At 66.7% G+C, this 25,650-nt stretch carries 20 protein-coding genes; 12 read left to right on the top strand and 8 right to left on the bottom strand.

All coding sequences use genetic code 11. The features are described 5' to 3' along the window. Position 1: 1 nt before the first annotated feature. The 3 genes from AXW83_RS05440 to AXW83_RS05430 form a co-directional block, all read right to left on the bottom strand. On the bottom strand, positions 2-895 hold the full coding sequence (locus AXW83_RS05440) for an ABC transporter permease (RefSeq protein WP_066611317.1): 894 nt from the start codon (positions 893-895) through the stop codon (positions 2-4). A gap of 1 nt (position 896) precedes the next feature. Beyond that, the gene (locus AXW83_RS05435; RefSeq protein WP_066611315.1) at positions 897-1,850 is read right to left on the bottom strand and encodes an ABC transporter permease; all 954 of its coding nucleotides are present in this window, start codon (positions 1,848-1,850) and stop codon (positions 897-899) included. Positions 1,851-2,034: 184 nt separating this feature from the next. Continuing rightward, on the bottom strand, positions 2,035-3,633 hold the full coding sequence (locus AXW83_RS05430) for an ABC transporter substrate-binding protein (RefSeq protein WP_066611314.1): 1,599 nt from the start codon (positions 3,631-3,633) through the stop codon (positions 2,035-2,037). A 340-nt stretch (positions 3,634-3,973) separates the two neighbouring features. On the opposite strand from AXW83_RS05430, the gene purU reads away from it, so the two are divergent. The 3 genes from purU to AXW83_RS05415 all read left to right on the top strand — a co-directional run bounded on the left by purU (position 3,974) and on the right by AXW83_RS05415 (position 6,565). Then, complete coding sequence (purU, locus tag AXW83_RS05425) at positions 3,974-4,837, top strand: formyltetrahydrofolate deformylase (RefSeq protein WP_066611312.1); 864 nt, start codon at positions 3,974-3,976, stop codon at positions 4,835-4,837. 194 nt (positions 4,838-5,031) lie between these two features. Continuing rightward, positions 5,032-5,418, top strand: a complete 387-nt coding sequence (locus tag AXW83_RS05420) for a c-type cytochrome (RefSeq protein ID WP_066611311.1) — start codon at positions 5,032-5,034, stop codon at positions 5,416-5,418. A gap of 25 nt (positions 5,419-5,443) precedes the next feature. Further along, positions 5,444-6,565, top strand: a complete 1,122-nt coding sequence (locus tag AXW83_RS05415) for an FAD-dependent oxidoreductase (protein ID WP_066611310.1) — start codon at positions 5,444-5,446, stop codon at positions 6,563-6,565. Here the strand turns inward: AXW83_RS05415 and AXW83_RS05410 are convergent. Both AXW83_RS05410 and ilvD read right to left on the bottom strand, forming a co-directional pair. Next, positions 6,552-7,118 (bottom strand): DinB family protein, encoded by a 567-nt coding sequence (locus tag AXW83_RS05410; protein ID WP_066611309.1) that lies wholly within the window; start codon positions 7,116-7,118, stop codon positions 6,552-6,554. The two genes, AXW83_RS05415 and AXW83_RS05410, sit on opposite strands and share 14 nt — an antisense overlap. 58 nt (positions 7,119-7,176) lie before the next feature. After that, the gene (gene ilvD / locus AXW83_RS05405) at positions 7,177-9,018 is read right to left on the bottom strand and encodes a dihydroxy-acid dehydratase (protein ID WP_066611305.1); all 1,842 of its coding nucleotides are present in this window, start codon (positions 9,016-9,018) and stop codon (positions 7,177-7,179) included. A 415-nt stretch (positions 9,019-9,433) separates the two neighbouring features. On the opposite strand from ilvD, the gene exbB reads away from it, so the two are divergent. The 3 genes from exbB to AXW83_RS05390 are packed head-to-tail and all read left to right on the top strand — an operon-like array spanning position 9,434 to position 11,785. After that, complete coding sequence (exbB, locus tag AXW83_RS05400) at positions 9,434-10,432, top strand: tonB-system energizer ExbB (protein ID WP_082766960.1); 999 nt, start codon at positions 9,434-9,436, stop codon at positions 10,430-10,432. A 4-nt stretch (positions 10,433-10,436) separates the two neighbouring features. After that, a complete protein-coding gene (gene exbD / locus AXW83_RS05395; protein ID WP_066611304.1) occupies positions 10,437-10,898 on the top strand; it encodes a TonB system transport protein ExbD in 462 nt (153 codons plus the stop codon). Beyond that, entirely contained in the window at positions 10,895-11,785 is an 891-nt protein-coding gene (locus AXW83_RS05390) for an energy transducer TonB family protein (protein ID WP_066611303.1), read from the top strand. Before exbD ends, AXW83_RS05390 begins: the two co-directional genes overlap by 4 nt. Before the next feature lie 4 nt (positions 11,786-11,789). On the opposite strand, the gene AXW83_RS05385 is transcribed toward AXW83_RS05390, so the two are convergent. Continuing rightward, entirely contained in the window at positions 11,790-13,661 is a 1,872-nt protein-coding gene (locus tag AXW83_RS05385; RefSeq protein WP_066611302.1) for an ABC transporter ATP-binding protein, read from the bottom strand. Between the two features lie 155 nt (positions 13,662-13,816). On the opposite strand from AXW83_RS05385, the gene AXW83_RS05380 reads away from it, so the two are divergent. The 6 genes from AXW83_RS05380 (at position 13,817) to AXW83_RS05355 (ending at position 21,711) form a co-directional block, all read left to right on the top strand. Further along, complete coding sequence (locus AXW83_RS05380) at positions 13,817-15,283, top strand: NAD(P)-binding domain-containing protein (protein WP_066611301.1); 1,467 nt, start codon at positions 13,817-13,819, stop codon at positions 15,281-15,283. A gap of 261 nt (positions 15,284-15,544) precedes the next feature. Next, on the top strand, positions 15,545-16,396 hold the full coding sequence (locus tag AXW83_RS05375; RefSeq protein ID WP_066611299.1) for a VOC family protein: 852 nt from the start codon (positions 15,545-15,547) through the stop codon (positions 16,394-16,396). An 86-nt stretch (positions 16,397-16,482) separates the two neighbouring features. Next, positions 16,483-18,087 carry an ABC transporter substrate-binding protein gene (locus tag AXW83_RS05370; protein WP_066611297.1) on the top strand — a complete coding sequence of 535 codons (1,605 nt, stop codon included), beginning with the start codon at positions 16,483-16,485 and terminating at the stop codon, positions 18,085-18,087. Between the two features lie 181 nt (positions 18,088-18,268). Continuing rightward, positions 18,269-19,246 carry an ABC transporter permease gene (locus AXW83_RS05365; RefSeq protein ID WP_066611294.1) on the top strand — a complete coding sequence of 326 codons (978 nt, stop codon included), beginning with the start codon at positions 18,269-18,271 and terminating at the stop codon, positions 19,244-19,246. A 3-nt stretch (positions 19,247-19,249) separates the two neighbouring features. Continuing rightward, positions 19,250-20,080: an ABC transporter permease gene (locus AXW83_RS05360; protein ID WP_066611293.1), complete on the top strand. Its 831-nt coding sequence runs from the start codon at positions 19,250-19,252 to the stop codon at positions 20,078-20,080. Then, on the top strand, positions 20,077-21,711 hold the full coding sequence (locus AXW83_RS05355) for an ABC transporter ATP-binding protein (RefSeq protein ID WP_066611292.1): 1,635 nt from the start codon (positions 20,077-20,079) through the stop codon (positions 21,709-21,711). Before AXW83_RS05360 ends, AXW83_RS05355 begins: the two co-directional genes overlap by 4 nt. 200 nt (positions 21,712-21,911) lie before the next feature. On the opposite strand, the gene AXW83_RS05350 is transcribed toward AXW83_RS05355, so the two are convergent. Together AXW83_RS05350 and AXW83_RS05345 are read right to left on the bottom strand one after the other, a co-directional pair. After that, entirely contained in the window at positions 21,912-23,522 is a 1,611-nt protein-coding gene (locus tag AXW83_RS05350) for a hydantoinase B/oxoprolinase family protein (RefSeq protein WP_066611291.1), read from the bottom strand. Continuing rightward, the gene (locus AXW83_RS05345) at positions 23,522-25,573 is read right to left on the bottom strand and encodes a hydantoinase/oxoprolinase family protein (RefSeq protein WP_066611290.1); all 2,052 of its coding nucleotides are present in this window, start codon (positions 25,571-25,573) and stop codon (positions 23,522-23,524) included. Before AXW83_RS05345 ends, AXW83_RS05350 begins: the two co-directional genes overlap by 1 nt. Positions 25,574-25,650: the final 77 nt, after the last annotated feature.

Genomic DNA, 25,650 nt, shown 5'->3' with positions numbered 1-25,650 from the left:
GTCAGCCCTTCACGTCCATTGCCGAGCGCAGACCGTCGGAGAGCAGGTTGAACGAGATCGAGGTGATGAAGATCGCCGCGCCCGGCAATGCCGCGACCCAAGGCTGGACATAGATCGCGGTGCGCAGCGTGTTCAGCATCAGGCCCCATTCGGGCGTCGGCGGCTTGGTGCCCAGCCCGAGGAAGGAGAGGCCCGAGGAGAGGATCATCGAGACCGAGATTAGGCTCGTCGCGTAGACGAAGATCGGCCCGAGTACATTGCCCAGCACATGCACCCGGATGATCGTCAGCGCATTGGCGCCGCTGGCACGGGCGGCCTCGACATAGTCCATGCCGCGAACCTGCGTCGTCACGCTTTCGGCGATGCGGGCGATCGGCGGGATGAAGACGATGGTCAGCGAGAGCAGCGAGTTGGTGATGCCGGCGCCGAGCGCGCCCGACAGCGCAATCGCCAGCAGCACCGAGGGGAAGGCGTAGAAGACATCGACGGTTCGCATCGTGATGGTGTTGAACTTGCCACCGAAGAAGCCGGCGGCGACGCCGATGACGGAGCCGACGACGAAGGCGACGAAGACCGGAACGACGCCCATGAAGAGCGAGAGGCGTGCGCCGAAGATCAGGCGCGAGAGCATGTCGCGGCCCAGTTCGTCGGCGCCGAGCGGATAGCCGGGCGTCCCGATCGGCCGCAGACGCCGCAGCATCGAGGAGCGGGTCGGGTCTGCCGGCGCGATGTAGTCGGCGAAGATCGCCATCAGGATGATGGCCAGCACGACGAGCCCGGCCCCGACCGCGACCTTGTCTTTCTTGAAGCGCCTGAAGACGCCGGCCCAATAGCCCGGCGATTTCGCAAGCGGCGCCACCACGGTCGGCACCGCGCTTTCGGTGATCGCGGCCATCTCAGCGCCTCCTGACGCGCGGGTCGAGCAGGCCCTGGATGATATCGACGAGGACGTTCAGACCGACAAAGAACATCGCCAGCACTAGGATCGTGCCCTGCAACAGCGGCAGATCGCGCTGGAAGATGGCATTGCCGAGCAGGAACCCGGTTCCGGGCCAGGAGAACACCGTCTCGATCAGGATCGAGCCGCCGAGCAGATAGCCGAGCTGCAGGCCCATCACGGCAAGAGCGGTCGGCGCGGCGTTCTTCACGACATGCCTGAACACGCCGAAATCCATCAGCCCCTTGGCTCGTAGCGCCGGCACGAATTCCTGGTTGAGGATATCGGCGACGAGGGCTCGCACGGTGCGAGCGATGATGCCCATCGGGATCACCGACATCGTGATCGCCGGCAGGATCATGTAGCTGACATGCTCCCAATCCCATTTCCAGGCGGCAGAGCCGCCCGGACCCGCCCCGCCCGGCGGCAGCCAGCCGAGCTGTACCGAAAAGACGATGACCATCACCATCCCGAGCCAGTAATGCGGCACCGAGACGCCGAGCACGGCGAGCATCGATGCGAATTTGTCGAGGACCGAGCCGCGAAAATAGCCAGCGACGAAGCCGAAGAAGCAGCCGAACAGAAAGCCGATCACCGTCGCGAGCCCCGCGATCAGAAGCGTATTGCCGACGGCGCGCCAGACCTCCGCCGCGACGGGACGCCCCGTCGCGATCGAGGTGCCGAGGTCGCCCTGCAGCGCCTTCCAGAGCCAGAGGCCGAACTGGACGGGGAGCGGCCTGTCGAAGCCGTAGATGCGGCGCATTTCATCCTGCGTCGCCTGTGAGGCATCGGGCGGCAGGATGGAGGTCAGCGGGTCGCCTGGCGCGATGTGAACCAGCAGGAAGCAGAACACGCTGACGCCGAGTGCCACCGGCAGGACGTAGAGAATGCGCTTGGCGAGGTAGCTCAGCATAATCCGGTTTCGCCCCGCCTTTGCTTCCAACGCGCGTCATCCCGGGCGACCGAAGGGAGACCCGGGATCCATGCCTGAGCCTTTCCGATCAGCGCTCCGGAATGGATCCCGGATCGGCGCGGCTTCGCCGCTAGTCCGGGATGACGCGCGTTTTTCTTGTGATCGTCTTGAGCCAACGACAACCTCACTTCGCCATCGTGATCGGCGAGAAGTCCTGGAACCAGTTCTGGGCCTGCACGAAACCCTTCACCTTGGGGCTGAGCGCGCGCGGGTTGACGTCATGCGTCACCATCAGGAACAGCGCTTCATCGACATATTTCTCGTGGATCGTCTGCAGGACCTTGGTCTGCGCGGCAGAATCGAAGGTGTTGCGGACCTGCTCGAAGAGCTTGTCCATCTCGGGATCGCAATACATGCCCCAATTGGTGCCGGCCGGCGGCTGGAGGTTGCACTGGAGATGGCGGATCAGCCCGGTGAAGGGATCCTGGATGAAGTAGGTGTAGTTCATGCCCGTCGCCTTGCGCGACGATTCATGGTTGGCGCCGGCACGCCAAATGTTGATCAGCGTATTCCATTCGACGACCTCGAAATCGATCTTGATGCCGACTTCAGCGAGGTTCTGCTGGACGAATTCGTTCATCGGCAGCGGCTGCATCTGGCCCGAGCCCGACGGCGCGATCAGGATCTTGGTCGTCACCGGCTTGGCGGGCGAGAAGCCGGCTTCGGCGAGCAGCTTCTTGGCGGCCTCCGGATCGTATTTCAGCTTGAAGCTCGGATTGCCGAACCACTGGTGGCCGGGCGGATAGAAGCCCTGCGCCGGGATCATCAAGCCGCTGAGCAGTTCCTTCAGGCCCTCGCGGTCGACGGCAAGATTGGCAGCCTTACGGATGCGGACGTCGTTCCAGGGCGAACCCTCGGTGCGGGAGAGATGCCAGGTCCAGTTGTGCGGATAGGCGTTGGTGATGATCTGGAAGCCGGCCGTCTTCAAAGAGGGCACCATGTCGGGCGACGGTGCCTCGATCCAGTCGACCTGGCCCGAGCGCAAGGCGGCGGCACGGGCATTGGCTTCAGGAAGCGGCAGCAGCACGAGCTTGTCGAGCTTGGGCACGCGGGCCTTGTCCCAATAGCCGGGATATGGCGAGAGTTCGGCGCGCTCGCGCGGCTGGAACGCCGTGAGTTGCCAGGGGCCGGTGCCGGACGGGGTCTTGGCGAAAGCGTCCCAGCTCTTGCCGAGCTTCTCCCACTGCGCCGGCGACGACATCATGATCCAGGCGATCTGGTAGGGCAGCGTCGCGTCAGGCGTCTTGGTAACGATCTCGACCTTGTATTTGTCGATGACCTTGTAGCTCCCGACAGCCGGAATGCGCGAGCGGCCCTGCGCCGCCTGGCGTTGGTCGAATTGCGGGGCATCGTTCTTCAGGAGCTTGTCGAGGTTCCAGACCACGGCATCGGCGGTGAATTCCGACCCGTCATGGAATTTCACACCCTCGCGCAGGACGAAGGTCCATTTGGTCTTGTCGGTCGCGTCGGTGGTCCAACTGGTCGCGAGGCCCGGAACCAGATCCGACGCCTTGTCGGCCTTGCTGAGGTCCCAGTTGATCAGGCCGTCATAGACCGTATAGCCCATGAAGCGCATACCTTCTCCGCCCTGGTCGGTCTGGCCAGTGGTCAGCGGGATGTCGGATGCCGTCATGCCGATGCGCAGCGTTCCTTGTGCAACGACCGGCTGGGCAGCAAGCGTGACGCCTGCTGCGAGGGACAAGGCGACGGCGAGACGGATCATCGGGCAGCTCCGGATTTGTCGATTTCGAAGTTCCTTCGCAAGGGCTGTGCCAGCACGTCCGCAAGGGCTGTGCCAGCACGTCGCCTTGACAAGCATCGCCTGTATCGGTGTGCATTGCGGCAGGCCAACGATGGCCCCGATGGAGCGGCCTCGACATCATGGTTCCGCGCAGCATGGCCAGCGGCTTCCGGGCCTGGTTGTCGTCCTCCGGCGCGGAGTTCGCCTGCCGGATGACAAGTACGGCGCGAGGTTGAGCGCAGCGCGTCGCGCGCCCTCGATCCGTCCGCCGCCATCCAGAAATCTCGAAGCAAAGGACCGCCCTCGTCAGGCGGCATCAGCCATGCCCGAACATACTGCGATCCTCACCCTGTCCTGCCCCAACCGTCCCGGCATCGTCGCGAGTGTCTCGACCCTGCTGTTCGAGGCCGGCTGCAACATCCTCGATGCGCAGCAATTCGATGATGTCGAGACCGGGCGCTTCTTCATGCGCGTCGTCTTCAACCGGCTGGAGGGGAGCCGGCCTCCCGACGCCATCGCTGCTTCGGTCGCCGAACTGGCCGGGCGCTTCAGCATGGATTTCACCCTGCGCGAGCGGCAGGCGAAGAAGCGCGTCATGCTGCTGGTCTCGAAATTCGACCATTGCCTGGCCGATCTGCTCTATCGCTGGCGCATCGGCGAGCTGCCGATGGAGATTTCGGCGATCGTCTCAAACCATGGGCGCGACGGCATTGGTTCGACCGATCTCGGCGACCTGCCCTTCCATCATCTGCCTGTGACGCGCCAGACCAAGATGGAGCAGGAGGCCGAGATCTGGCGGCTGGTCCAGGAAACGAAGACGGACCTCGTCGTGCTGGCGCGCTACATGCAGATCCTGTCGGACGCGTTCTCGTCGAAGCTCATCGGCCGCTGCATCAATATCCACCATTCCTTTCTGCCGGGCTTCAAGGGCGCAAAGCCCTACCATCAGGCCCATGAGCGGGGCGTGAAACTGATCGGCGCCACCGCCCATTACGTCACGCCCGATCTCGACGAGGGGCCGATCATCGAGCAGGACGTCGAGCGCATCTCGCATCGTGACACGCCCGACGACCTCGTCCGCAAGGGCCGCGACATCGAACGGCGCGTGCTGGCGCGAGCAGTGCTGAACCATCTTGAGGATCGCGTCGTACTGAACGGCAAGAAGACCGTCGTCTTCACGGACTGAGCGCTTCGACAGGCGGCAGTCATGCCGCCTGACACCAGCAAACATGCGTGGATGACCGTCATCGCGAAGCCAAGGAGCCGCGACTATCGGCTGCCTTGCCGGCGCCGCCGAATGTGTCTGGTGCGCGGGCCAACTCGGGCCGAGTACCGCCTGCATTCGGTGTCCCAATTGAAATAACGAGAGAGAGACTGTCCATGAAACTGCCGACCAGTGTTGCCCTGATCGTCGTGGCGCTTGCCGCCAACTCCACTCGGGCGCAGGACATCACCGTCGGTGAGCGCTCCTGGAACAAGTGCCGCGCCTGCCATCAAATCGGTGAGACCGCCAGAAACCTCGTCGGTCCGCAGCTCAACGGCCTGTTCGGGCGCGCCGCCGGTACGGCCGAGGGCTACAGCTATTCGGCGGCCAACAAGGCCTCCGGGATTACTTGGGACGAGGCCATATTCGCCGACTACATCAAGGATCCGAAGGCCAAGATCCCGGGTACCAAGATGATCTTCGCCGGTATCAAGAACGAGCAGGAGATCAAGGATTTGACGGCGTATCTCAAGCAGTTCGCGGCAGACGGCAAGAAGCCTTGAGGAGCGGTCCGCCGCCAAGGCAACCGTGAGGGCCGCAACCGGCAACGTCGTTCTGGTCGGCGGCGGGCATACCCATGTCCAGGTCATAGCGGCCTTCGGCTCCAGACCCGAGCCCGGTCTGACGCTGACCCTCGTCACCGACCAATTGCAATCGCCCTATTCCGGAATGCTGCCCGGCCACGTCGCCGGCCTGTACCGCCATGACGAGATGCATATCGATCTTGTCGCACTGGCGGCCGCGACCGGTACGCGCCTGGTCCATGCGCGCGCGACCGGCGTCGATAGCGCGCGCAAGCTCATCCTGTGCGAGGACAGGCAGCCGATCGCCTATGACATCACCTCGCTGAATGTCGGCATCACGCCCGATCTGGCGTCGATCGCCGGCGCCGACGTCCACGGCATCGCGGTGAAGCCGATCGGCTCCTTTCTGAGCCGTTTCGAGGGGCTTTCGGGCCGAGGCGGGCCACGCCGCATCGCCATCGTCGGCAACGGCGCGGCCGGCGTCGAACTGGCGTTTGCCCTGAAGGCACGGCTGCAGGACGGCCAGCAGGCAGGCACGCCTTGCGAGATCGTGCTGATCGGCTCCGGGCCGGTCGTCGAGAAACTCAATCCCGGCATCCGGAGGCGCGTCGAACGCGCCCTCGATCGCCACGGCATCGAACGCCGCGATGGCTTGCGCGTCATCGGGGTGGAGCCGAATGCCGTGGCGACGGCTTGCGGCCAGCGCTTCGCCGCGGACGCGACGCTGATCTCGACCCGTGCGAAGGTGCCGCCATGGCTCGCTGCGACAGGCCTCCCGCTAGGGCCGAACGGCTTCATCGCAACGAGGACAACCTTGCAAGTCTCGGGCGAGACGCATCTCTTCGCGGTGGGCGACTGCGCCGAGATCATCGGCCATCCGCGCGAGAAGGCCGGCGTCTACGCGGTCCGGCAGGGCCCCGTGCTCGCCCGCAACATCCGCAGACTATGGCAAGGCACGACGCTTGAGCCCCATCATCCGCAAGCGGACTATCTGGTGCTTCTGGGCACGGGCGACGGCAGTGCCATCGGAGGGCGCGGCCGATGGCTGGCTTTCGAAGGCCGCTGGGCCTGGCGGCTGAAAGATTGGATCGACCGCCGCTTCATGGCCCGCTTCACCGGCCGCTGACGTTCCACACCTCCTCCTCCGTCCAGCCGAGTTCGGCGAACTCTGCGGCCCGCAGCGGAGCCTCGCCGGCTGAGAAGAACTCGTCGAGCTGAGGCGGCGCTATGCCGGTTCCGCTTAGCATGGCATGGGCCTGGCCGCGGTGATGGATCTGGTGCTGGAAGAGGTGCAGCAGCAGGCGGTCCATGCGCTCATGCTGGATGCGCGCGCCGCGGTGGACCGAGACGATCCGGTCGAGACCGGCGCCGTCGAGAGCGTCCGTGATCGACATCAGGCGCCGGTCGACATCCGCTTGTGCCCTGCGCAAGGTTTCGACCGTGGCGCAGGGCTCGGGGTCGGCCCAGGCGGCGGGGCCGAGCGTGCCGCCCTCCATGGCATCGACATAGAACAGGTCGATGACCAGGATATGGTTCAGCGTGGCGCGCAGGCTCGGGAAGAAGCCGGTGCGCGGCGCGGCAAAGGCGACCGCATCGAGGCCCTCGCAGGCCTTCAGCAGCCGGTGATTGGCCCAGGCGTTGTTGCGGGCCATGGTCCGATAAGGCAGCGCAGCATCCATGTCGTTCGCCGGGCGGCTCGGCGCCCGGTCCCTTCCTGGCTCGGTTGCCGAATGGCCCTCAATCGACGATCCGCACCGCGCCCCTGGCGGCGCTGCTGGTCAGCGCCGCATAGGCCTTGAGCGCCGTCGTGACCTTGCGCTTGCGCGGAGCGGCCGGCTTCCAGGCATCCTTGCCTTTGGCCTCCATGGCGGCGCGGCGGCGCGACAGCTCTTCGTCCGAGACCTGCAGGGTGATGCCGCGGTTGGGGATGTCGATCGCGATGATGTCGCCGCTCTCGACGAGGCCGATCGTGCCACCCTCGGCGGCCTCGGGCGAGACATGGCCGATCGAGAGGCCCGACGAGCCGCCCGAGAAGCGCCCGTCGGTGATCAGCGCGCAGGCCTTTCCGAGCCCCTTCGATTTCAGATAGCTCGTCGGATAGAGCATCTCCTGCATGCCGGGCCCGCCGCGCGGACCCTCATAGCGGATCAGGACGATATCGCCCTCCTTGACCTTGCGGTTGAGGATGCCCTCGACCGCCGCGTCCTGGCTCTCGAAGATCACGGCCGGGCCGGAGAAAGTCAGGATCGAGGCATCGACTCCCGCCGTCTTCACGATGCAGCCGTCGAGCGCGATATTGCCGAACAGTACGGCGAGCCCGCCATCCTGCGAATGGGCATTGGCCTTGCGGCGGATGACGCCGCCGGCGCGATCGAGATCGAGTTCCTCGAAACGGCGGTCCTGGCTGAAGGCGACCTGCGTCGGCACACCACCGGGTGCGGCGCTGTAGAAGGAGCGCACCGCCTCGCTCTGGGTCCGGGCGATATCCCAGCGCGCCAGCGCCTCGGACATCGTCGCGGAATGGACCGTGGGAAGAGAGGTGTCGATCAGGCCGGCACGATCGAGCTCGCCGAGGATCGCCATGATTCCGCCGGCGCGGTGGACATCCTCCATATGCACGTTGGCGACCGAGGGCGCGACCTTGCACAGCACCGGCACGCGCCGCGACAACCGGTCGATATCGGCCATGGTGAAGGGAACTTCCGCCTCGTGCGCGGCGGCCAGCAGATGCAGCACCGTGTTGGTCGAGCCGCCCATGGCGATGTCGAGCGTCATCGCATTCTCGAAGGCCTTGAAACTCGCGACCTTGCGCGGCAGCACGCTGTCGTCGTCCTGCTCGTACCAGCGCCGGGCGATGTCGACGATCAGGTGCCCGGCCTCGACGAAGAGGCGCTTGCGGTCGGCATGGGTCGCCAGCACCGAGCCGTTGCCCGGCAGGGCGAGCCCCAGCGCCTCGGTCAGGCAGTTCATCGAATTGGCGGTGAACATGCCTGAGCAGGAGCCGCAGGTCGGGCAGGCCGAGCGCTCGATCACATCGACCTGCTCGTCGGAATATTTGCTGTCGGCGGCGGCGACCATCGCATCGACGAGATCGACCTTCCTGAGCACGCCCTCGGCGATGTATTTGCCGGCCTCCATCGGCCCGCCCGAGACGAAGACGGTCGGGATGTTCAGCCGCATCGCGGCCATCAGCATCCCAGGCGTGATCTTGTCGCAGTTCGAGATGCAGACCATCGCATCGGCGCAATGGGCGTTGACCATGTATTCGACGCTGTCGGCGATGATCTCGCGCGACGGCAGGCTGTAGAGCATGCCGTCATGGCCCATGGCGATGCCGTCATCGACCGCGATGGTATTGAACTCTTTCGCAACGCCGCCGGCCTGCTCGATCTCGCGGGCCACGAGCTGCCCGAGATCCTTGAGGTGGACATGGCCGGGCACGAACTGGGTGAAGGAGTTCACCACCGCGATGATCGGCTTGCCGAAATCGCTATCCTTCATGCCGGTGGCGCGCCAGAGGCCGCGCGCGCCGGCCATGTTGCGGCCCTTGGTCGTGGTGTCGGATCTCAGACGCGGCATGGCTGGCCTCTTCGCGGGACGCTGGATTCAGAATTCGCGCGACCGTCTTAATCGCGCCGACGCGCGATCTGAAATCGAATTTTTCGATTTGGATGGTCATCAGTCGTCATGGCGCCGGAAGGCCGGACCTCGAACCTGACCGCGGGGTCGCGACTGCGGCTCGGCTGCACCCCTCAAAGAAAAGAGCGGACCGGAGCCCGCCCTCATTCGGCGGCATGAAGCCTCACCTTAGAATTCATGCAAACTACTGTTATTGCGGGCTTTTCTCCGATGCGCTATGTCCGGAACCGATACGATCGATATCGCTGTCAGATGACGGGTGCTCCTGCCGGCCTAGCCGAAGCGTCCGCCGGATCGCAGCAACTTTCAGGGATCGCGGGCGCATTCAGTCACGCACCGACAACGGAACGACGCAATGCCTGGTTTTTCGAGATCGATCCTTGTCGCAGCCGCCATTGCGGTGCTCGCCGGGTTCGGTCCGGTCGCTATCGCGCAGACATCCCCCGGCCAGGCACCCGCTACCACATCCCAGCCCGCCCTCCCCGCGACGGAGGTTGCTCCCGCACAATCCCAACCATTGCCGTCCCGGCCCTCGCCTGCGCAGGCAGCCCAGGCCGCTCCATCCCTGCCGGCATTGCCGCATGATCTCTCACCTTGGGGGATGTTCATGGCGGCCGATATCGTCGTGAAGGCGGTCATGCTGGGGCTGGCCTTCGCCTCGGTCGTCACCTGGACGATCTGGCTCGCCAAGGCCCTGGAACTGACGACGGCCAAGCACGGCGCCGGCCGGGCCCTGCGCCGGCTGGAGGAGGCCCAGTCGCTGGGCGCGGCCGCAGACGCGATCGGCGGTTCGCATGTGCGGCTGCGCGGTGCCGTCGGCGTGCTCGTCGCCTGCGCGCTGGACGAGACGAAGCGTTCGGGCGACCTCGGCGAAGACGGGATCAAGGAGCGCGTCTCGATCGCGCTGTCGCGAGCCGAGGCCAGGGCCGGCCGCTCGATGGCCAAGGGCACCGGCCTGCTCGCCACCATCGGCTCGACGGCGCCCTTCGTCGGTCTGTTCGGCACGGTCTGGGGCATCATGAACGCGTTCGTCGGCATCAGCCAGGCCAAGACGACCAACCTTGCCGTGGTCGCGCCGGGTATCGCCGAGGCCTTGCTGGCAACCGCGATCGGCCTCGTGGCGGCCATTCCCGCCGTCATCATCTACAACGTCTTCGCACGCTCGATCGCCGGCTACCGCGCGACGCTGTCGGACGCCTCGGGCGAGATCCTGCGCCACCTCTCACGCGATCTGGAGCGCAGGAGCCGGTCCGCACAGCCGGCCGTGCGGACCGGCCTGCAAGCCGTGCCGCAGGCTCCCAAGCCCGCCCCCGCCAGCCCGGTCGCCGCGCTGCCGCGCGTCCACGCGGAGTAGCGCCATGGCCGTCTCGCTCAAGGATCCGCAGGACGGCGATCTCGCGGAGGTCTCCGAGATCAACGTCACCCCCTTCATCGACGTGATCCTGGTGCTGCTGATCATCTTCATGGTCGCGGCCCCGCTGTCCACGGTGGATGTCGCGGTCGACCTGCCGGTGTCCAATGCACAGCCGCAGCCGCGCCCCGAGGCGCCGCTGTTCCTCACGGTCAAGGGCGACCTCACGCTCGCGCTCGGCAACGACACGATCGGGCGCGAATCGCTGCAGGCGACCCTCGACCAGCGCACGAACAGGGACCGCGAAAGCCGGATCTTCCTGCGCGCCGACGGAACGGTGGCGTATCGCGAGCTCATGGACGTGATGAACCTGCTGCGCAGCGCGGGTTATCTCAAGATCGCGCTGGTCGGGCTCGAGGATACCGGCCAAGGGCCGGCGCCCGCAGCGACAGGAGCGCCCCGGCCATGATCGGACAGGCCAGACCTCGCCGCCTTCTCGCCGTGCTGCGCTGGAGTACGGCCGGCCTTGCCGTCGTCGCGGCGCATGGCGGGCTGGCCTGGGTCGGCGTGAACTGGCGCCCCTCGGCCGCCGAGGCCGCCGCCGGCGCGCCGGAACCGGCCATCATGATCGAGCTTGCGGCCGTTTCGGTCGCTCCCGAGGCGCCCGCCGAGACCTTGCCGCCGGCGCCCGAGCGCGTCGAGCCCGAGACGCCGCCGGAGCCGGTCAAGGAGACGCCTCCTCCCGAGCCCGAACCGCCGCCTCCGCCGCCGGAACCCGTCATGGAGCAGCCGGTCGAGCCGCCGCCGCCCGAGCCGACGCCCGTGCAGGCTCCAGAACCCGAGATCAAGCTGCCGGACCTGCCGACGCTGCCCGACGCGGCCGCTGTCCTCGCGCCGCCACCCCCGGAACGGCCCAAGGAGATCGCCAAGCCCGTCGAGCGCAAGCCGCCGCCGAAGCCGCGCATCGTCGAGCGCAAGCCCGAGCGTCCGCGTGCGCGCCAGGCTGCCGCGCCGCCACCGGCGCCGCCGCAATCCTCGGCGCCCAACGCCGCACCGCAAGGCGCCGAATCGACGCCGTCCGTCTCGCCGGCAAGCTGGCGCGGCTCGCTGATCGCCCATCTCAATCGCTACAAGCGCTTTCCGGGCGGAGCCAATCCGGGCACCGTCCAGATCGCCTTCTCGATCGATCGCGCCGGCCGCGTCCTCTCGGCCAGGCTCGCCGGTTCGTCCGGCGATCCCGCCCTCGACGAGGAAGCGGTCGGGATGATCCGCCGCGCCAGCCCGGTTCCGGCTCCGCCGAGCGGCGTGGGCGGCAGCACGCTGACGCTGGCCGTGCCGGTGAGGTTTTCGCGGTAGGGCGTCAGCGATAGCCCGCGGCCTGCAACTCGAAAAGTTCGGCGTAGCGCCCGGCTTGGGCGATCAGTTCGTCATGCGTCCCTTGCGCCTCGACCCTGCCGCCGGCCAGGACGAGGATACGGTCCGCCATCCGCACGCTGGAGAAGCGGTGCGAGATCAGGATGGCGGTCTTGCCCTGGCTCAGCTCCTTGAAGCGCTTGAAGACCTCGAATTCGGAGCGGGCATCGAGCGCGGCTGTCGGCTCGTCGAGCACCAGGACCTGCGCCTCGCGCATATAGGCCCTCGCGATGGCGATCTTCTGCCACTCGCCGCCCGAGAGCTCGATGCCGTTCTTGAAGCGCTTGCCGATCATCTGGTCGTAGGCGGCCGGCAGCCGCGCGATGATGGCATCGGCCTGGCTCCTCTCAGCTGCGCGCGCGATCCGGGCATGGTCGCCGCGCGCCTCGATCCGCCCGACCGCGATATTGTCGCCGGCGGTGAGATTGTAGCGCGCGAAATCCTGGAAGATGACGCCCATGCTGCCGCGCAGCGCATCGAGGTCGTAATCGCGCAGATCGCGGCCATCCAGCAGGATGCGGCCTTCGTCGGGGTCGTAGAGCCGCGTCAGCAGCTTGACCAGCGTGGTCTTGCCGGCGCCGTTCTCGCCGACCAGCGCCAGCACCTCGCCCGCCTTCAGCGTGAAGCTGAGATTACGCACGGCCCAGCGCTCGGCGCCGGGATAGATGAAGCCGACATCCTCGAAGACGAAGCCCTCGCGGATCGGATCCGGCAGCGGCAGCGGGTTCGGGGGCGAATGGATTTCCGGCTCGACCTCGAAGAAGGCGAACAGGTCGTTAAGATAGAGCGCCAGCGAAGCGGTCGTCGAGAAGCCCGACAGCAGGCCTTCCAGCAGCGTCCGCAGGCGGCGGAAGGAGCCCGCCAGAAAGGTCAGGTCGCCGATCGAGAATTCGCCGGCGAGCGTGCGCCAGACGATATAGGCGAAGGCGAGATAGTAGCCGACCGTGCCGATCGTCGTGAAGATGCCGCCCCAACCCGCCCGGCGCAGCGCAAGCCTGCGGTTGGCGGTGTAGAAGGAGGCGGCAAGGCGGGCATAGCGATCGATCAGAAAGGCGTTGAGGCCGAAGATCTTGACCTCCTTGGCCGTCTCGACGCTGGCCGCGGTCTGGCGGACGTAATCGAGCTCGCGCCGCTCCGGCGTGCGGCCGAAATCGAGCGAGTAGCTTTGCGCGTTGAAATGCGTCTCGCCGAGAAAGGCCGGCACCAGCGCCACAAGCAAGAGCACGATCAGCCAGGGCGCATAGATGACAAGGCCTGCGGCAAAGCTCGCCACCGTGACGATGTCCTGCGCCTGGCCGAAGAGCTGGCCGAGCAGCGTCAGGCGGCCGCTGGTCTGGCGGCGGGCGCGTTCGAGCTGATCCTGGAACTCCGAATCCTCGAAATCCTCGAGGTCGAGCGTGGCGGCGTGCTGCATCAGGCGGATGCTGGAGGCGTTGTTGACGGTCTCGGACAACATGCCGTCGACGAGCGAGACGATCCGCCCCAGCACGTCGGCAAGGATCGCCAGGGCGAATTCCGCGAAGATGAGAAGCGCTAGCCCGTTCAGCCGGCCGCTTTCCCACCATTGCGTCAATGTCGGCGGCCTGTCCGGCTGCTGCAGCAGAAGCACGACATCGTCGATGATCAGTTTGCCGACGAACAGGGCTGCAACCGGCAAGAGCGCGCGCGTCAACCTGAGCAGCAGGGAGACCGTCGTCAGCAGCGGACTGGTGCGCCAGACCATCGCCATGAAGGGGCGCAGATTGCGCAGCGCCCCGACGCGCTCCCTGAGCGATCGGGTAGCGTTCGGCACCTGACTACCGGAATTCACGTCACTCATGCACAGCCATCCGTCGTCGCCCGATATTGTCTGGTACCATGCCACCGTCCCGCCAGTCGAAGCACGGGACCATACTCCGCCAGGTTGGCGGTCGACAGACGACGGCACCTGCGAGCATATAGGCAGGTCAATGCTGCAACCGCGAAGACCCTAGCTTGAACCAGATCGACCATCACCCGCTTTCGCCGCTGGCGGCCCATGAGCGCAACGTTGCGCGCGACCTCGACCTGCTCAACCTGCCGGCAAAGCCATGGCTCAGGCCGCACATGACGCCTGCCGGCGAAGCGATCCTGGACGTCGCCATCATCGGTGCCGGCATGAACGGGATCGGCGCGGCCGCCGCGCTGCAATTCAAGGGCATCGGCAATATCCGCCTGTTCGAGGCCGAAGCGCCGGGTCGCGAGGGGCCGTGGACGACCTATGCCCGCATGGACACGCTGCGCTCGCCGAAAATCCTGCCCGGCCCGATCGCCGGCATTCCGTCGCTGACCTTTCGCGCCTGGCATGACGCCATCTTCGGGACCGAGGCGTGGGATGCGCTCTACAAGATCCCCAATGCGATGTGGGTCGACTACCTGTCCTGGCTGCAGCGCGTGCTCGCCCTGCCGGTCAGCCATGGCGTGAAAGTCTCGCGGATCAGCGAAGAGGGCGACCATCTCGTTCTGCATACGCATTCGGCGGCGGGCGACCGCGTCACCCATGCCCGCCGGGTCGTGCTCGCGACGGGTCGCGGCGGCGCCGGCGGCAACTATGTCCCCGCCTTCGTCGATCCCGCGCTCTGGCCCGATCGCGCGGCACACAGCAACGAGCCGATCGATTTTGCTGCGCTTGCGGGCAAGAACATCGCCGTGCTGGGCGGCAGCGCCTCGGCCTGGGACAATGCCGCGACCGCACTGGAACGCGGTGTCGGCAGCGTCGATATGTATATCCGCCGTGCCGCCCTGCCCCAGATCAACAAGGGACGCGGCTCGGCCACACCCGGCTTCTTCCATGGCTGGAACGCGCTCGACGACGCCGAGCGCTGGTCGCTCTTCGTCTATCTCAGCGAGGCCCAGGCGCCGCCGCCGCATGAGACCGTGCTGCGCGGGCTGAAGCAAAAAGGGCTGCGGGTTCATCTCGGTCAGGCCGTAAAGTCCGCGAAAAAATCCGGCGACGGCGTCGAACTGGCGGTCGCGACGAAGGATGGCACCGCGCCCCGACAGCATGATTTCCTGATCGTCGGCACGGGCTTCGCGATCGATCTCGACCGCGTTCCGGAGCTGGCGGATTTCGCAGGCGCCATCGCGCGCTGGGGCGACGTCCACCAGCCGCCCCAAGCCCTGCGACGCCCCGACCTCGCGGCCCATCCCTATCTCGGGCCGGGTTTTGAGCTGATGCCGCGCACGGCCGAAGCGCCTTCGGGGCTGGGCCGCATCCATCTGCTCAACTACGGCGCCCATGCGAGCCATGGCGCCATCGCCAGCGACATTCCCGGGACCGCGATCGCCGCCGAGCGCATCGCCATAGCGATCACAGACGCGTTCTTCCGCGAGGATCTGGGCCCGATCCGGGCCGATCTCGAAGCCTTTGACGAGCCGGAACTGGAGAGCACGCCGTTTTTCGTGCCACGGGCGGAGCGGTGATCCGGAAGGCGAAGGAACGCCCCGTGCAATACCCTGTGCCGCTCTTGCGACGGCCGAACGAGGCCAACGGGAACGCTCGCACTGCCGAGATCGTGAGTTGCAGTATTTTCATCTGCTTGAGCGAAGTACTTTAGCAGAAATGTCTATTTTTTGGCCGAACAGCTCATTCTGTTGAAATTTTCTTCTCCACATGGTTCCTTTCGGCACCACTTGGCGGACCGGCCCTCCGATCCGCCGGCGTCAATCCAGAGAACCGATCCCATGCCTCTTAAGCACGTCCTCGGCGTCGATCATGTCGTCGTCACCGTCCGCGATCTCGACGCCTCCGCCGGTCTCTGGAAGCGGCTCGGCTTCACCGTGTCGCCGCGCGGCACGCATTCCCCGATCCTTGGGTCGGGCAACTACACGATCATGTTCGGCGAGGATTATGTCGAGTTGCTCGGCATCCTGGCCGAGACGGAGCACAACAAGCCGACGCGCGACTTTCTGGCGACACGCGAGGGCATCGAGCGCGTCGCCTTCACCACGGACAATGCCGCGGCAGGCGCGGACGAGCTGAAGGCGCGCGGCCATGCGGCGCTGGGGCCGGTGCATTTCGGGCGGCCCGTCGAACTGCCCGATGGCGGCACCGGCGAGGCGAAGTTCAACGTCTTCCGCTGGCCGCTCGACGAGAGCCCCGGCGGCGTGCGGATCTTCGCCTGCGAGCATCTGACCCGCGAGACGGTGTGGATTCCGGCGCTGCAGGATCATGCCAACGGGGCCTCGCGGCTGCTGCGCATCGAGGTCGTGACGGCCGATCCTGCCGCGGCGGCTGCCCGGCTGGAGGCACTGATCGCCGAGCAGGCGACGCAAGGCGGCGATGCCTGGATCGTGGCGTCGGGCAAGGGACGTGCCGATTTCCTGTTCTACGACGCGGCCGGGCTCGCCGAGCGCTATCCCGAAGCCGTGCGGGACGGGGCTGCGCCGGAGGGTGCTGCGGCGATCGTCGTCGCGACGTCCGACCTCGCCGGCGCGACTAAGGCTCTGGGCTCACTCGCCGTCGCGCATGATGGGGCGGTGAGCGCGCCGGCCAGTGCGGCCAACGGCGTCATCGTCAGCTTCGTTGCGCTGTGAGCGCCTGACTCTTCGACCGAGATTGCGCGGCGCCCGCCGCGACCGGACCAATTTTTGCTTCAGTCGATCATGCTGGGAGATTTGACATGGACATGACCCGCCGCGCCGCGCTGATGACGAGCGCCGCCATCGCCTCCAACGTGCTGTTTCCGATGCGCAGCTTCGCGCAGGAGACGCCGCGCAAGGGCGGCGTCTTCACCGTCCATTACGGTGCCGAGCAGCGCCAGCTCAATCCGAGCCTTCAGGCCTCGACCGGCGTCTACATCATCGGTGGCAAGATTCAGGAACAGCTCGTCGATCTCGACGCGGCCGGCAACCCGGTCGGCGTGCTGGCAACGAGCTGGGAGGCGGCGCCCGACGGCAAGACCATCACCTTCAAGCTGCGGCCCGGCGTGACCTGGCATGACGGGAAGCCCTTCACCTCGGCGGACGTCCAGTTCACCGCGATGGAGATGTGGAAGAAGATCCTGAACTACGGCACGACGCTGCAGCTCTTCCTCACCGCCGTCGACACGCCCGACCCGCTGACCGCCGTGTTCCGCTACGAACGGCCGATGCCGCTGGCGCTGCTGCTGCGCGCCTTGCCCGATCTCGGCTACATCTCGCCCCGCCATCTCTACGAGGACAAGGGCGATATCCGCCAGAACCCGGTCAACCTGGCCCCGGTCGGCACCGGGCCGTTCAAGTTCGTGGCTTACGAGCGCGGCCAGCACGTCATCGCCGACCGCAACCCGAACTACTGGCGGCAAAACGCCCCCCATCTCGACCGGATCGTCTGGCGCGTCGTCACCGACCGTGCGGCGGCGGCCGCCCAGATGGAAGCCGGCCAGATCCATTACAGCCCGTTCTCCGGGCTGACGATCTCGGACTCCGCGCGTTTGTCGAAGGACCCGCGCTTCATCATCTCGACCAAGGGCAACGAGGGCAATGCCCGCACCAACACGGTGGAATTCAATTTCCGCCGCAAGGAGCTGGCCGATATCCGGGTGCGCCGCGCCATCGCACATGCGCTGAACATCCCGTTCTTCATCGAGAACTTCCTCGGCGATTTCGCCAAGCGCGGCACCGGCCCGGTGCCTTCGGTCTCGACCGATTTCTATCCGGCCGACAACGGCCCGCAGTACCCTTACGACAAGGCGACCGCGATCAAGCTGCTCGACGAGGCCGGCTTCAAGGCCGGCGCGGGTGGGACTCGCTTCAGCTTGAGGCTGCTGCCGGCGCCCTGGGGCGAGGACATCTCGCTCTTTGCCACCTTCATCCAGCAGTCGCTGAGCGAGGTCGGCATCAAGGTCGAGGTCGTCCGCACCGATGGCGGCGGCTTCCTGAAGCAGGTCTATAACGACTGGGAGTTCGATCTCGCCACCGGCTGGCACCAGTACCGCAACGACCCGGCCGTCTCGACCACGGTCTGGTATCGCTCCGGCCAGCCCAAGGGCGCGCCCTGGACCAACCAGTGGGGCTGGACCGACGAGACCATGGACAAGATCATCGACGATGCGGCGACCGAGGTCGATGTCGCCAAGCGCAAGACGCTTTATGGCGATTTCGTCCGGCGGGCCAATACGGAGCTGCCGATCTGGACGCCCATCGAGCAGATCTTCCTGACCGCGATCACCGCCAAGGCGCGCAATCATTCCAACACACCGCGCTGGGGCTCGTCCTCTTGGCATGATCTGTGGTTGGCTGAGTGAGTCTCATCCAACCTCTGCGTCATCCCGGACAAGCCGCGCAGCCGCGCCGATCCGGGATCCATCCCAGGGCTCGATGGCGCTCTATGATGGATCCCGGATCTCCGCTGCGCTGCGTCCGGGATGACGGAGTGTTTCTGAGCCAGAATGCTATTTCTCGCGTATCCATCGAATCGACTGTCCCATGCGCGTTCTAGCTCTCGCGGGGCGGCGTCTGGCCGCCTCGATCCCGACGCTGTTCCTGATCCTGATCGGGGTCTTCCTGCTGCTCCAGCTTGCGCCGGGCGACACGGTCGACGCGATGATGGCGCAGATGGGCGGGGGCGACGCGACCACGGCCAAGCAGCTGCGCGAGTTCTACGGACTCGATCTCACGGTCGGGGCGCAGCTCGCCAATTATCTCTGGCGACTGGTCAGGCTGGATCTCGGCTTCTCGGCGATCTATGGCAAGCCGGTCGCGACGGTCATCGCCGAGCGCCTGCCTGCGACGCTGCTCCTGATGACGGCCTCGCTCTCGCTTGCCTTCTTCTTCGGGCTGATCCTCGGCGTCGTCGCGGCGCGTCGCGTCAACCGCTGGCAGGATACGCTGATCTCGACGCTCGGGCTCGTCTTCTACGCCATGCCGACCTTCTGGTTCGGCCTGATGGCGATCGTCGTCTTCGCGATCTACCTGCAATGGCTACCGGCCGGCGGCTATGAGGACATCACCGTCGGCCTGACGGGCCTGCGCCGGACGCTCGACATCGCGCGGCATCTGACGCTGCCGACGCTGACGCTGGGCCTGTTCTACATGGCGATCTATCTGCGCATCATGCGCGGCTCGATGCTGGAGGTGCTGAACCTCGATTTCGTCCGCACCGCCCGCGCCAAGGGCATGGACGAGACGCGCGTCATCGTGCGCCATGTGCTGCGCAACGCGCTCCTGCCCATGGTGACGCTGATCGGCCTGCAGGCGGGCACGATGCTGGGCGGCTCGGTCGTGGTCGAGAGCGTGTTCTCGCTGCCGGGGCTCGGTCGGCTCGCCTATGAATCGGTCGTCCAGCGCGACCTCAACACGCTGCTCGGCATCGTCTTCGTCTCGGCGCTGCTGGTCATCGTGGTCAACTTCATCGTCGACCTGCTCTATGCGCGGCTCGACCCGCGCATCACCACCGGAACCTGAGAGATGCAGGTGCTGAAGCTCTATCTCCGCAGCCCGCCCGCCATCATCGGCCTGGTCCTGCTCGTGCTGGTGGTGGCTGCGGCGCTGAGCGCCGACTGGCTTTATCCGCGCGACCCGCTAGCGCTGGCCGGGCGCCCGCTGCTGTGGCCGTTCGCCAATCCGCGCTTCCCGCTCGGCACGGACAATTCCGGCCGCGACATCGCCGCGCAGATCTTTCACGGTGCGCGGATCTCACTGCTGATCGGGCTGGTGGCGACGACGATCTCGGTGATGATCGGCATCACGGTCGGGGCGCTGGCAGGTTATCATGGCGGCTGGGTCGATACCGCGCTGATGAGGATCACCGAGGCCTTCCAGACGCTGCCGAACTTCCTGCTTCTGCTGGTTCTCGTCGCGGTCTTCGGATCGACGATCACGACCGTGACGCTGGCGATCGGCATCGTCTCCTGGCCGGCTTCGGCGCGTCTGACGCGGGCCGAGTTCCTGTCGCTGCGCAACCGCGAATTCGTTCAGGCCGGGCGCACGCTCGGCCTGAAGGACGCGAAGCTGATCTTCGGCGAGATTTTGCCCAACGCCCTGCCGCCTGTGATCGTCTATGCCAGCGTGGTGATGGCGATCGCGATCCTGCTCGAGAGCGCGCTGGCGTTCCTCAAGCTGTCGGACCCCAATGTCGCCTCCTGGGGCAATCTGATCGGCGTCGGGCGCGACGTGCTGCGCGTGCAATGGTACGTCTCGGCGATTCCCGGCGTCGCCATCCTGATCACCGTGCTCGCCGTCTCGCTCGTCGGGCAGGGCCTGAACGATGCGCTCAATCCGCGATTGAAGGGCCGATGACCCCGATCCTCGTCCTCGACGACGTCAGCGTGAGGCTGCCTGACGGCGCCGACCGCCCGCACGCCATGTCCAACGTCACGCTTTCCGTGTCGGCCGGCGAGATCCTCTGCGTCGTCGGCGAGTCGGGCTCGGGCAAGTCGATGACCGCCAACACGATCATGCGGCTGCTGCCGGGCGGCGTCGCGATCGATGGCGGGCGCATCCTGTTCGAGGGGCGCGACCTCGCCGGCGTCAGCGAGATCGACATGCGCGCGGTCCGCGGCGCCGGCATCGCCATGATCTTCCAGGAGCCGATGACGGCGCTGAACCCGCTGCGCAGCATCGGCGACCAGATCGGCGAGATGTTCGAGATCCATACCGATCTCGGCAAGGCGCAGATCAGGGCGAAGGTGCAAGTCCTGCTCGAAGAGGTCCGCATTCCCGACCCCATCGCGGCGGCCAAGGCCTATCCGCACGAATTGTCGGGCGGGCAGCGCCAGCGCGCCATGATCGCGATGGCACTCGCGCTCGATCCCAAGGTCCTGATCGCCGACGAGCCGACGACCGCGCTCGACGTGACGACGCAGGCGCAGATCCTGACGCTGATCCGGGAACTGCAGTCGCGCAAGGGTACGGCGGTTCTGTTCATCACCCATGATTTCGGCGTCGTCGCCGAGATTGCCGATAGGGTCGCGGTGATGAGCCAGGGCCGCGTCGTCGAGCAGGGGACCGTGAGCGAGGTGCTGCTCAACCCGCAGCATTCCTATACCAAGCAGCTCATCGCCGCCGTGCCGCCGTTGCAGGCCCCGCCGCCGCGCGCGCTGTCGGACAAGCCGATCATGATGATCGAGCATGTCTCGAAGACCTATCGCACCGGCGGCTTTCTGGGCCGCGGCCAGCGCGTGACGCATGCGGTCAAGGATGTGTCGCTGGTGCTGCCGCGCGGCGGGACGCTCGGCATCGTCGGCGAATCCGGCTCCGGCAAATCGACGCTGGCGCGCTGCCTGGTGCGCCTGATCGATCCTGACAGCGGCTCGATCCATCTGAACGGCCGCGATCTCGCGAGCCTGTCGCGCGCCGAGATGCGCGCCGAGACGAAGCATATCCAGATGGTCTTCCAGGACCCGTTCGCCTCGCTCAACCCGCGCCGCAAGGCGGGCGAGCTGGTCGCGCAGGGTCTCGTGGTGCACGGCACGCCGCGCGCGGAGGCGCTGGCCAAGGCGCGGGAGCTGTTTCGACTGGTCGGGCTCGATCCCGCCGCGATGGATCGCTATCCGCACGAATTCTCGGGCGGGCAGCGCCAGCGCATCGGCCTGGCGCGCGCGCTGGCGCTCGGACCCGCTGTGCTGGTCGCCGACGAGGCGGTCTCGGCGCTCGACGTCTCGGTACAGGCACAGGTGCTGAAGCTGCTGGCGGAATTGCGCGAGCGGCTCGGCCTCTCGATCATCTTCATCACCCACGATCTGCGGGTCGCAGCGCAGGTCTGCGACCTCGTGGCGGTGATGAAGAACGGCGAGGTAATGGAGGCGGGGCCGATCGGCGAAGTGTTCGGCAATCCCCGGCATGCCTACACGCAGGCCCTGCTCGCCTCGATCCCCGGCCGCGATTTCGGACGGCGGACGGTTGAAGAGCGGATTGGCGCCAGCGTTTAAAGCCGAACAGGTTCACCGGAACCACCGCCGTCATTCCGGGGCGGCCTGCAAGGGCCGAGCCCGGAACCCATAAACTCAGGTGGCAGAAAAAAGGGTGCACGCGCGTGGTGGTTACCTGGAACCGTCAGTGCGTATGGGTTCCGGGCTCTTCGCTTCGCGAAGCCCCGGAATGACGGGCGCGGTTCCACACTGGATAGAACTCAGCCGGCGAACCGCCCTTCCCGGAGGTCGCGCGCCCGCGCCGCAGGATCGCGCTCCCAGGCCGGGCCGTAGCCGCCGGCCCCCGGCGTGATGATCTCGACGATCTGGCCGGCTTCGAGCGCGCCGTCGCCATTGACGAAGGGACCGACCCCTTCGCTGAAGACGAAGGAACCGCCCTGCCCCGGCCCGCCGCCGGCGATGCCCCAGGGTTGCGAGGCCAGCCGCGAATTGTCGAGATTGAGCCGGCATGGCGCCTCGGCCCGGTAGACGCGGCGCAGTCCCATGCCGCCGCGCTGCCGGCCCTGCCCGCCCGAGCCGTCGACGAGTTCATAGCGCAGCAAAGTCAGCGGATATTCCAGTTCCAGCGCCTCGACCGGGAGATTCGAGGTGTTGGTCATATGGACGTGGACGCCGTCGAGCCCGTCCTTGGTGGCACGCGCGCCCGAGCCGCCGCCGATCGTCTCGAGATAGACCCAGAGCTCGCCGCTGCCGGGCATGGCGCCCATGAAGGTCGCCGCCGCGGCCGTGCCGCAGCAGGCGGCGATCACCCGCTCCGGCACGGCCTGGGCGAGCGCGCCGTGGATCAGGTCGACGACGCGCTGGCAGGACGCGATGCGCCCGTTCACCGCCGCCGGGTGGACGCAGTTCAGCACCGTGCCGGGCTCGGCGATGACCGTGAGCGGCCGGGCGAGGCCGGAATTGGGCGGGATCGTCGGATCGGAAACGGTCTTGACGGCGTAGTACACCGTCGAGAGCAGCGCGGTGTAGACCATGTTGAAGCCGGCGCGGGCCTGCGGCGGGCTCTCAAAGGCGAGCGTCATCTCATCGCCGGCGACGGTGATCTCAACGGAGAATTCCAGCGGCGTCTCGATTTCGGGGTTGTCGAAGAAATCGGCGAAACGATAGACGCCGTCGGGGATCGAGGCGATGCCTGCGCGCATCTTGCGCTCGGCATAGTCCTGCAAGGCACTGCCGGCGGCGAGCACGGTGTCGCGGCCATATTTGTCGCAGAGCGCCCGGACGCGCTCGACGCCCAGCCGGTTCGCAGCCATCTGCGCGCGCAGGTCGGAGAGCCGCTCGCGCGGCACCTGGCAATTCAGCAGGATCAGCTCCTGCACGTCCTTGGCAAGCACGCCGCCGTCATAGAGCCGGATCGGCGGGATGCGCAGACCCTCCTGATAAATGTGGGCGTGGCCGCGATCGGCGAAATCTGAGTGATGGGCGGTGTTGACCGCCCATGCGACCATGGTGCCGTCATGGAAGATCGGCTCGGCCAGGACGATGTCGGGCAGATGGGTGCCGCCGCCCTCATAGGCGTCGTTACCGATGAAGACGTCGCCGGGCTTCATCTGCGCCGTCGGATGCCGCTTCAGGATATGCGGGATGATGCCGATGAAGGAGCCGAGATGCATCGGGATGTGCTCGGCCTGGCAAAGCGTGTTGCCCTCGACGTCGAACAGCGCGGTCGAACAGTCGCGGCGCTCCTTGATGTTGGTCGAATAGCTCGCCTTGACCAGCGCCTCGCCCATTTCCTCGGTGATCGAGGCGAAGGAGGAACCGATGACCTCGACCGTGATCGGATCGACGGCGACGGGTGCTGGCGCGGTCATCACGGCGTCTCCAGGATCAGGTTGAGATAGGGCTCGACGGTCGCGATCATTCCCGGCAGCAGCACGGTGGTCGAATCCATCTGCTCGACGATCGCGGGGCCGGTGATGCGGTTGCCGGATTTCAGCTTGTCGCGATCGTAGATGCTGCAGGCGACGAAACCTCCGGCCTCGGGAAACCAGACCTCGCGGCTGCCGATGACGGCGTGGTCGGAATCCGGCCCGGCATCGGCTTGAGGCCGGAACTGCGCCTTCGGCACGAAGCCGATCGCCTCGACGCGGTAGGTGACGAGCTGCACCGCCTCGCCCTCGGCGACGAAGCCGTAGAGACGCCGATGCGCGTCGGCGAAGCCATCCGCCAGCGCCGCAATCGTGGCGGCCGAGATCGGCCCTTCGGGCACGTCGATCGAGAGTTCGTAGTTCTGGCCCTGGTAGCGCAGATCGACGGTGCGGCGCAGCGTCCGGTCGGCGGGGGCGACGTGCTCCTCGCCGAACCAATGCTCGCCCTGCGCGGTCAGCCCGGCGAAGGCCTCGCTCATCGCGCCGACCAGGCCGTCGCCCAGCGTCGCGAGGCGGGTGGTCGCGAAATTGGCCCGCAGATCGGTCAGCAGCAGGCCGAGTGCGCAGCCGATGCCGGGATTGCGCGGCACGATGATGCGCTTCATCTCCAGCTCCTTGGCCAGCCGTGCGGCATGGAGCGGGCCGGCGCCGCCGAAGGCGACGAGGGCATAGTCGCGCGGATCATGCCCGCGCTGGACCGAGACAACGCGGATCGCCTTGGCCATGTTGGCGGTGACCACGGAGATGATGCCCTGGGCGGTGGCCATCATGTCGAGGCCGAGCGTCTTTGCCAGATCGCCGATCGCCTGCTTCGCCAGGTCCTGGTCGATCGGCATGCGGCCGCCGAGCAGATGCGTCGGGTTCAGCGTCTGGAGGACGACATTGGCGTCTGTGACGGCGGGCTCGGTGGCGCCGCGGCCGTAGCAGACGGGGCCGGGATCGGCGCCGGCACTGCGCGGACCGACCTTCAGCAACCCTCCGGAATCGATCGTCGCGAGCGAACCGCCGCCGGCGCCGACCGTGTGGATGTCGAGCATCGGCGCCTTGATCGGGTAGCCATGGACGACGGCGTCGCTGGCGAGCCTGGCCTCGCCCTTGCGCAATAGGGCGACGTCCGAGGAGGTGCCGCCCATGTCGAAGGTGATCAGGTTCTCGATCCCGGTCATCGCACCGATCGCCTGCGCCGCGACGACGCCGGTCGAAGGGCCCGACAGCACTGTGCGGACCGGCAGGCGCGCGGCCATGTCGAAGCCGATGACGCCGCCATTGGACTGGGTCAGATGCGGCGTGGTGACGAGGCCGAGCTCCTTCAGCCGGTCGGCGAGGCGGCGGATGTAGTTGTGCATCACCGGGCCGAGATAGGCGTTCACCACCGCCGTCGAGATGCGCTCGTATTCGCGGAATTCGGGCGCCACCTCATGCGAGGCGCAGACGAAGACATCGGGGCATTCCTCCAGCACGATCCGCTTGGCGGCTTCCTCATGCTCGGGGCGGACGAAACCGTAGAGGAAGCCGATGGCAATCGCCTTCACATCCGCCTGCCTAAGCGCGCGGGCGGCCTGGCGCACGCCGTCCTCGTCGAGCGGCGTCTCGACGGAGCCGTCATGGCGGACGCGCTCGATCACGCCGAAGCGCAGGTCGCGGGTAACCAGAGGCGGTGCCTTGTCGACCTGAAGATCGTAGAGGTCGGGCCGCTTCTGGCGGCCGATCTCGATCAGGTCGCGAAAGCCGTCAGTGGTGATCAGACCCGTCCTGACGCCGCGATGCTGGATCAGCGCATTGGTGCCGACCGTGGTGCCGTGGCCGAAATAGGCGATCTCTGAGGGTTTGGCGCCGACGCGCTGCGTGCCTTCTAGCGTGCCTAGCGCGATGGCGCGGGACGGATCATCGGGAGTGGAGGGCACCTTCCAGACCGAGACCTGGCCGGTCGCGTCGTCGAAGAGACAGACATCGGTGAAGGTGCCGCCCGAGTCGATTCCGATCCGCCACGCCATTCAATCGACTCCGTTCATTCCCGATATCAAAGCGATAGTCGTGCCAGGCACGGGCGACCATGGCGCGCCGTGACCGA

This window comes from Bosea sp. PAMC 26642, from assembly GCF_001562255.1.
Taxonomy (GTDB): domain Bacteria; phylum Pseudomonadota; class Alphaproteobacteria; order Rhizobiales; family Beijerinckiaceae; genus Allobosea.
The sequence above is the reverse complement of the archived record's forward strand: the minus strand, read 5'-3'. Positions and strand labels throughout refer to the sequence as shown.

What these genes read in the sequence shown, in the direction of transcription:
- AXW83_RS05440 (WP_066611317.1), bottom strand. Translation starts at nt 895, where the DNA reads ATGGCCGCGATCACCGAAAGCGCGGTGCCGACCGTGGTGGCGCCGCTT.
- AXW83_RS05435 (WP_066611315.1), bottom strand. Translation starts at nt 1,850, where the DNA reads ATGCTGAGCTACCTCGCCAAGCGCATTCTCTACGTCCTGCCGGTGGCA.
- AXW83_RS05430 (WP_066611314.1), bottom strand. Translation starts at nt 3,633, where the DNA reads ATGATCCGTCTCGCCGTCGCCTTGTCCCTCGCAGCAGGCGTCACGCTT.
- purU (WP_066611312.1), top strand. Translation starts at nt 3,974, where the DNA reads ATGCCCGAACATACTGCGATCCTCACCCTGTCCTGCCCCAACCGTCCC.
- AXW83_RS05420 (WP_066611311.1), top strand. Translation starts at nt 5,032, where the DNA reads ATGAAACTGCCGACCAGTGTTGCCCTGATCGTCGTGGCGCTTGCCGCC.
- AXW83_RS05410 (WP_066611309.1), bottom strand. Translation starts at nt 7,118, where the DNA reads ATGGATGCTGCGCTGCCTTATCGGACCATGGCCCGCAACAACGCCTGG.
- ilvD (WP_066611305.1), bottom strand. Translation starts at nt 9,018, where the DNA reads ATGCCGCGTCTGAGATCCGACACCACGACCAAGGGCCGCAACATGGCC.
- exbB (WP_082766960.1), top strand. Translation starts at nt 9,434, where the DNA reads ATGCCTGGTTTTTCGAGATCGATCCTTGTCGCAGCCGCCATTGCGGTG.
- exbD (WP_066611304.1), top strand. Translation starts at nt 10,437, where the DNA reads ATGGCCGTCTCGCTCAAGGATCCGCAGGACGGCGATCTCGCGGAGGTC.
- AXW83_RS05390 (WP_066611303.1), top strand. Translation starts at nt 10,895, where the DNA reads ATGATCGGACAGGCCAGACCTCGCCGCCTTCTCGCCGTGCTGCGCTGG.
- AXW83_RS05385 (WP_066611302.1), bottom strand. Translation starts at nt 13,661, where the DNA reads ATGAGTGACGTGAATTCCGGTAGTCAGGTGCCGAACGCTACCCGATCG.
- AXW83_RS05375 (WP_066611299.1), top strand. Translation starts at nt 15,545, where the DNA reads ATGCCTCTTAAGCACGTCCTCGGCGTCGATCATGTCGTCGTCACCGTC.
- AXW83_RS05370 (WP_066611297.1), top strand. Translation starts at nt 16,483, where the DNA reads ATGGACATGACCCGCCGCGCCGCGCTGATGACGAGCGCCGCCATCGCC.
- AXW83_RS05365 (WP_066611294.1), top strand. Translation starts at nt 18,269, where the DNA reads ATGCGCGTTCTAGCTCTCGCGGGGCGGCGTCTGGCCGCCTCGATCCCG.
- AXW83_RS05360 (WP_066611293.1), top strand. Translation starts at nt 19,250, where the DNA reads ATGCAGGTGCTGAAGCTCTATCTCCGCAGCCCGCCCGCCATCATCGGC.
- AXW83_RS05355 (WP_066611292.1), top strand. Translation starts at nt 20,077, where the DNA reads ATGACCCCGATCCTCGTCCTCGACGACGTCAGCGTGAGGCTGCCTGAC.
- AXW83_RS05350 (WP_066611291.1), bottom strand. Translation starts at nt 23,522, where the DNA reads ATGACCGCGCCAGCACCCGTCGCCGTCGATCCGATCACGGTCGAGGTC.
- AXW83_RS05345 (WP_066611290.1), bottom strand. Translation starts at nt 25,573, where the DNA reads ATGGCGTGGCGGATCGGAATCGACTCGGGCGGCACCTTCACCGATGTC.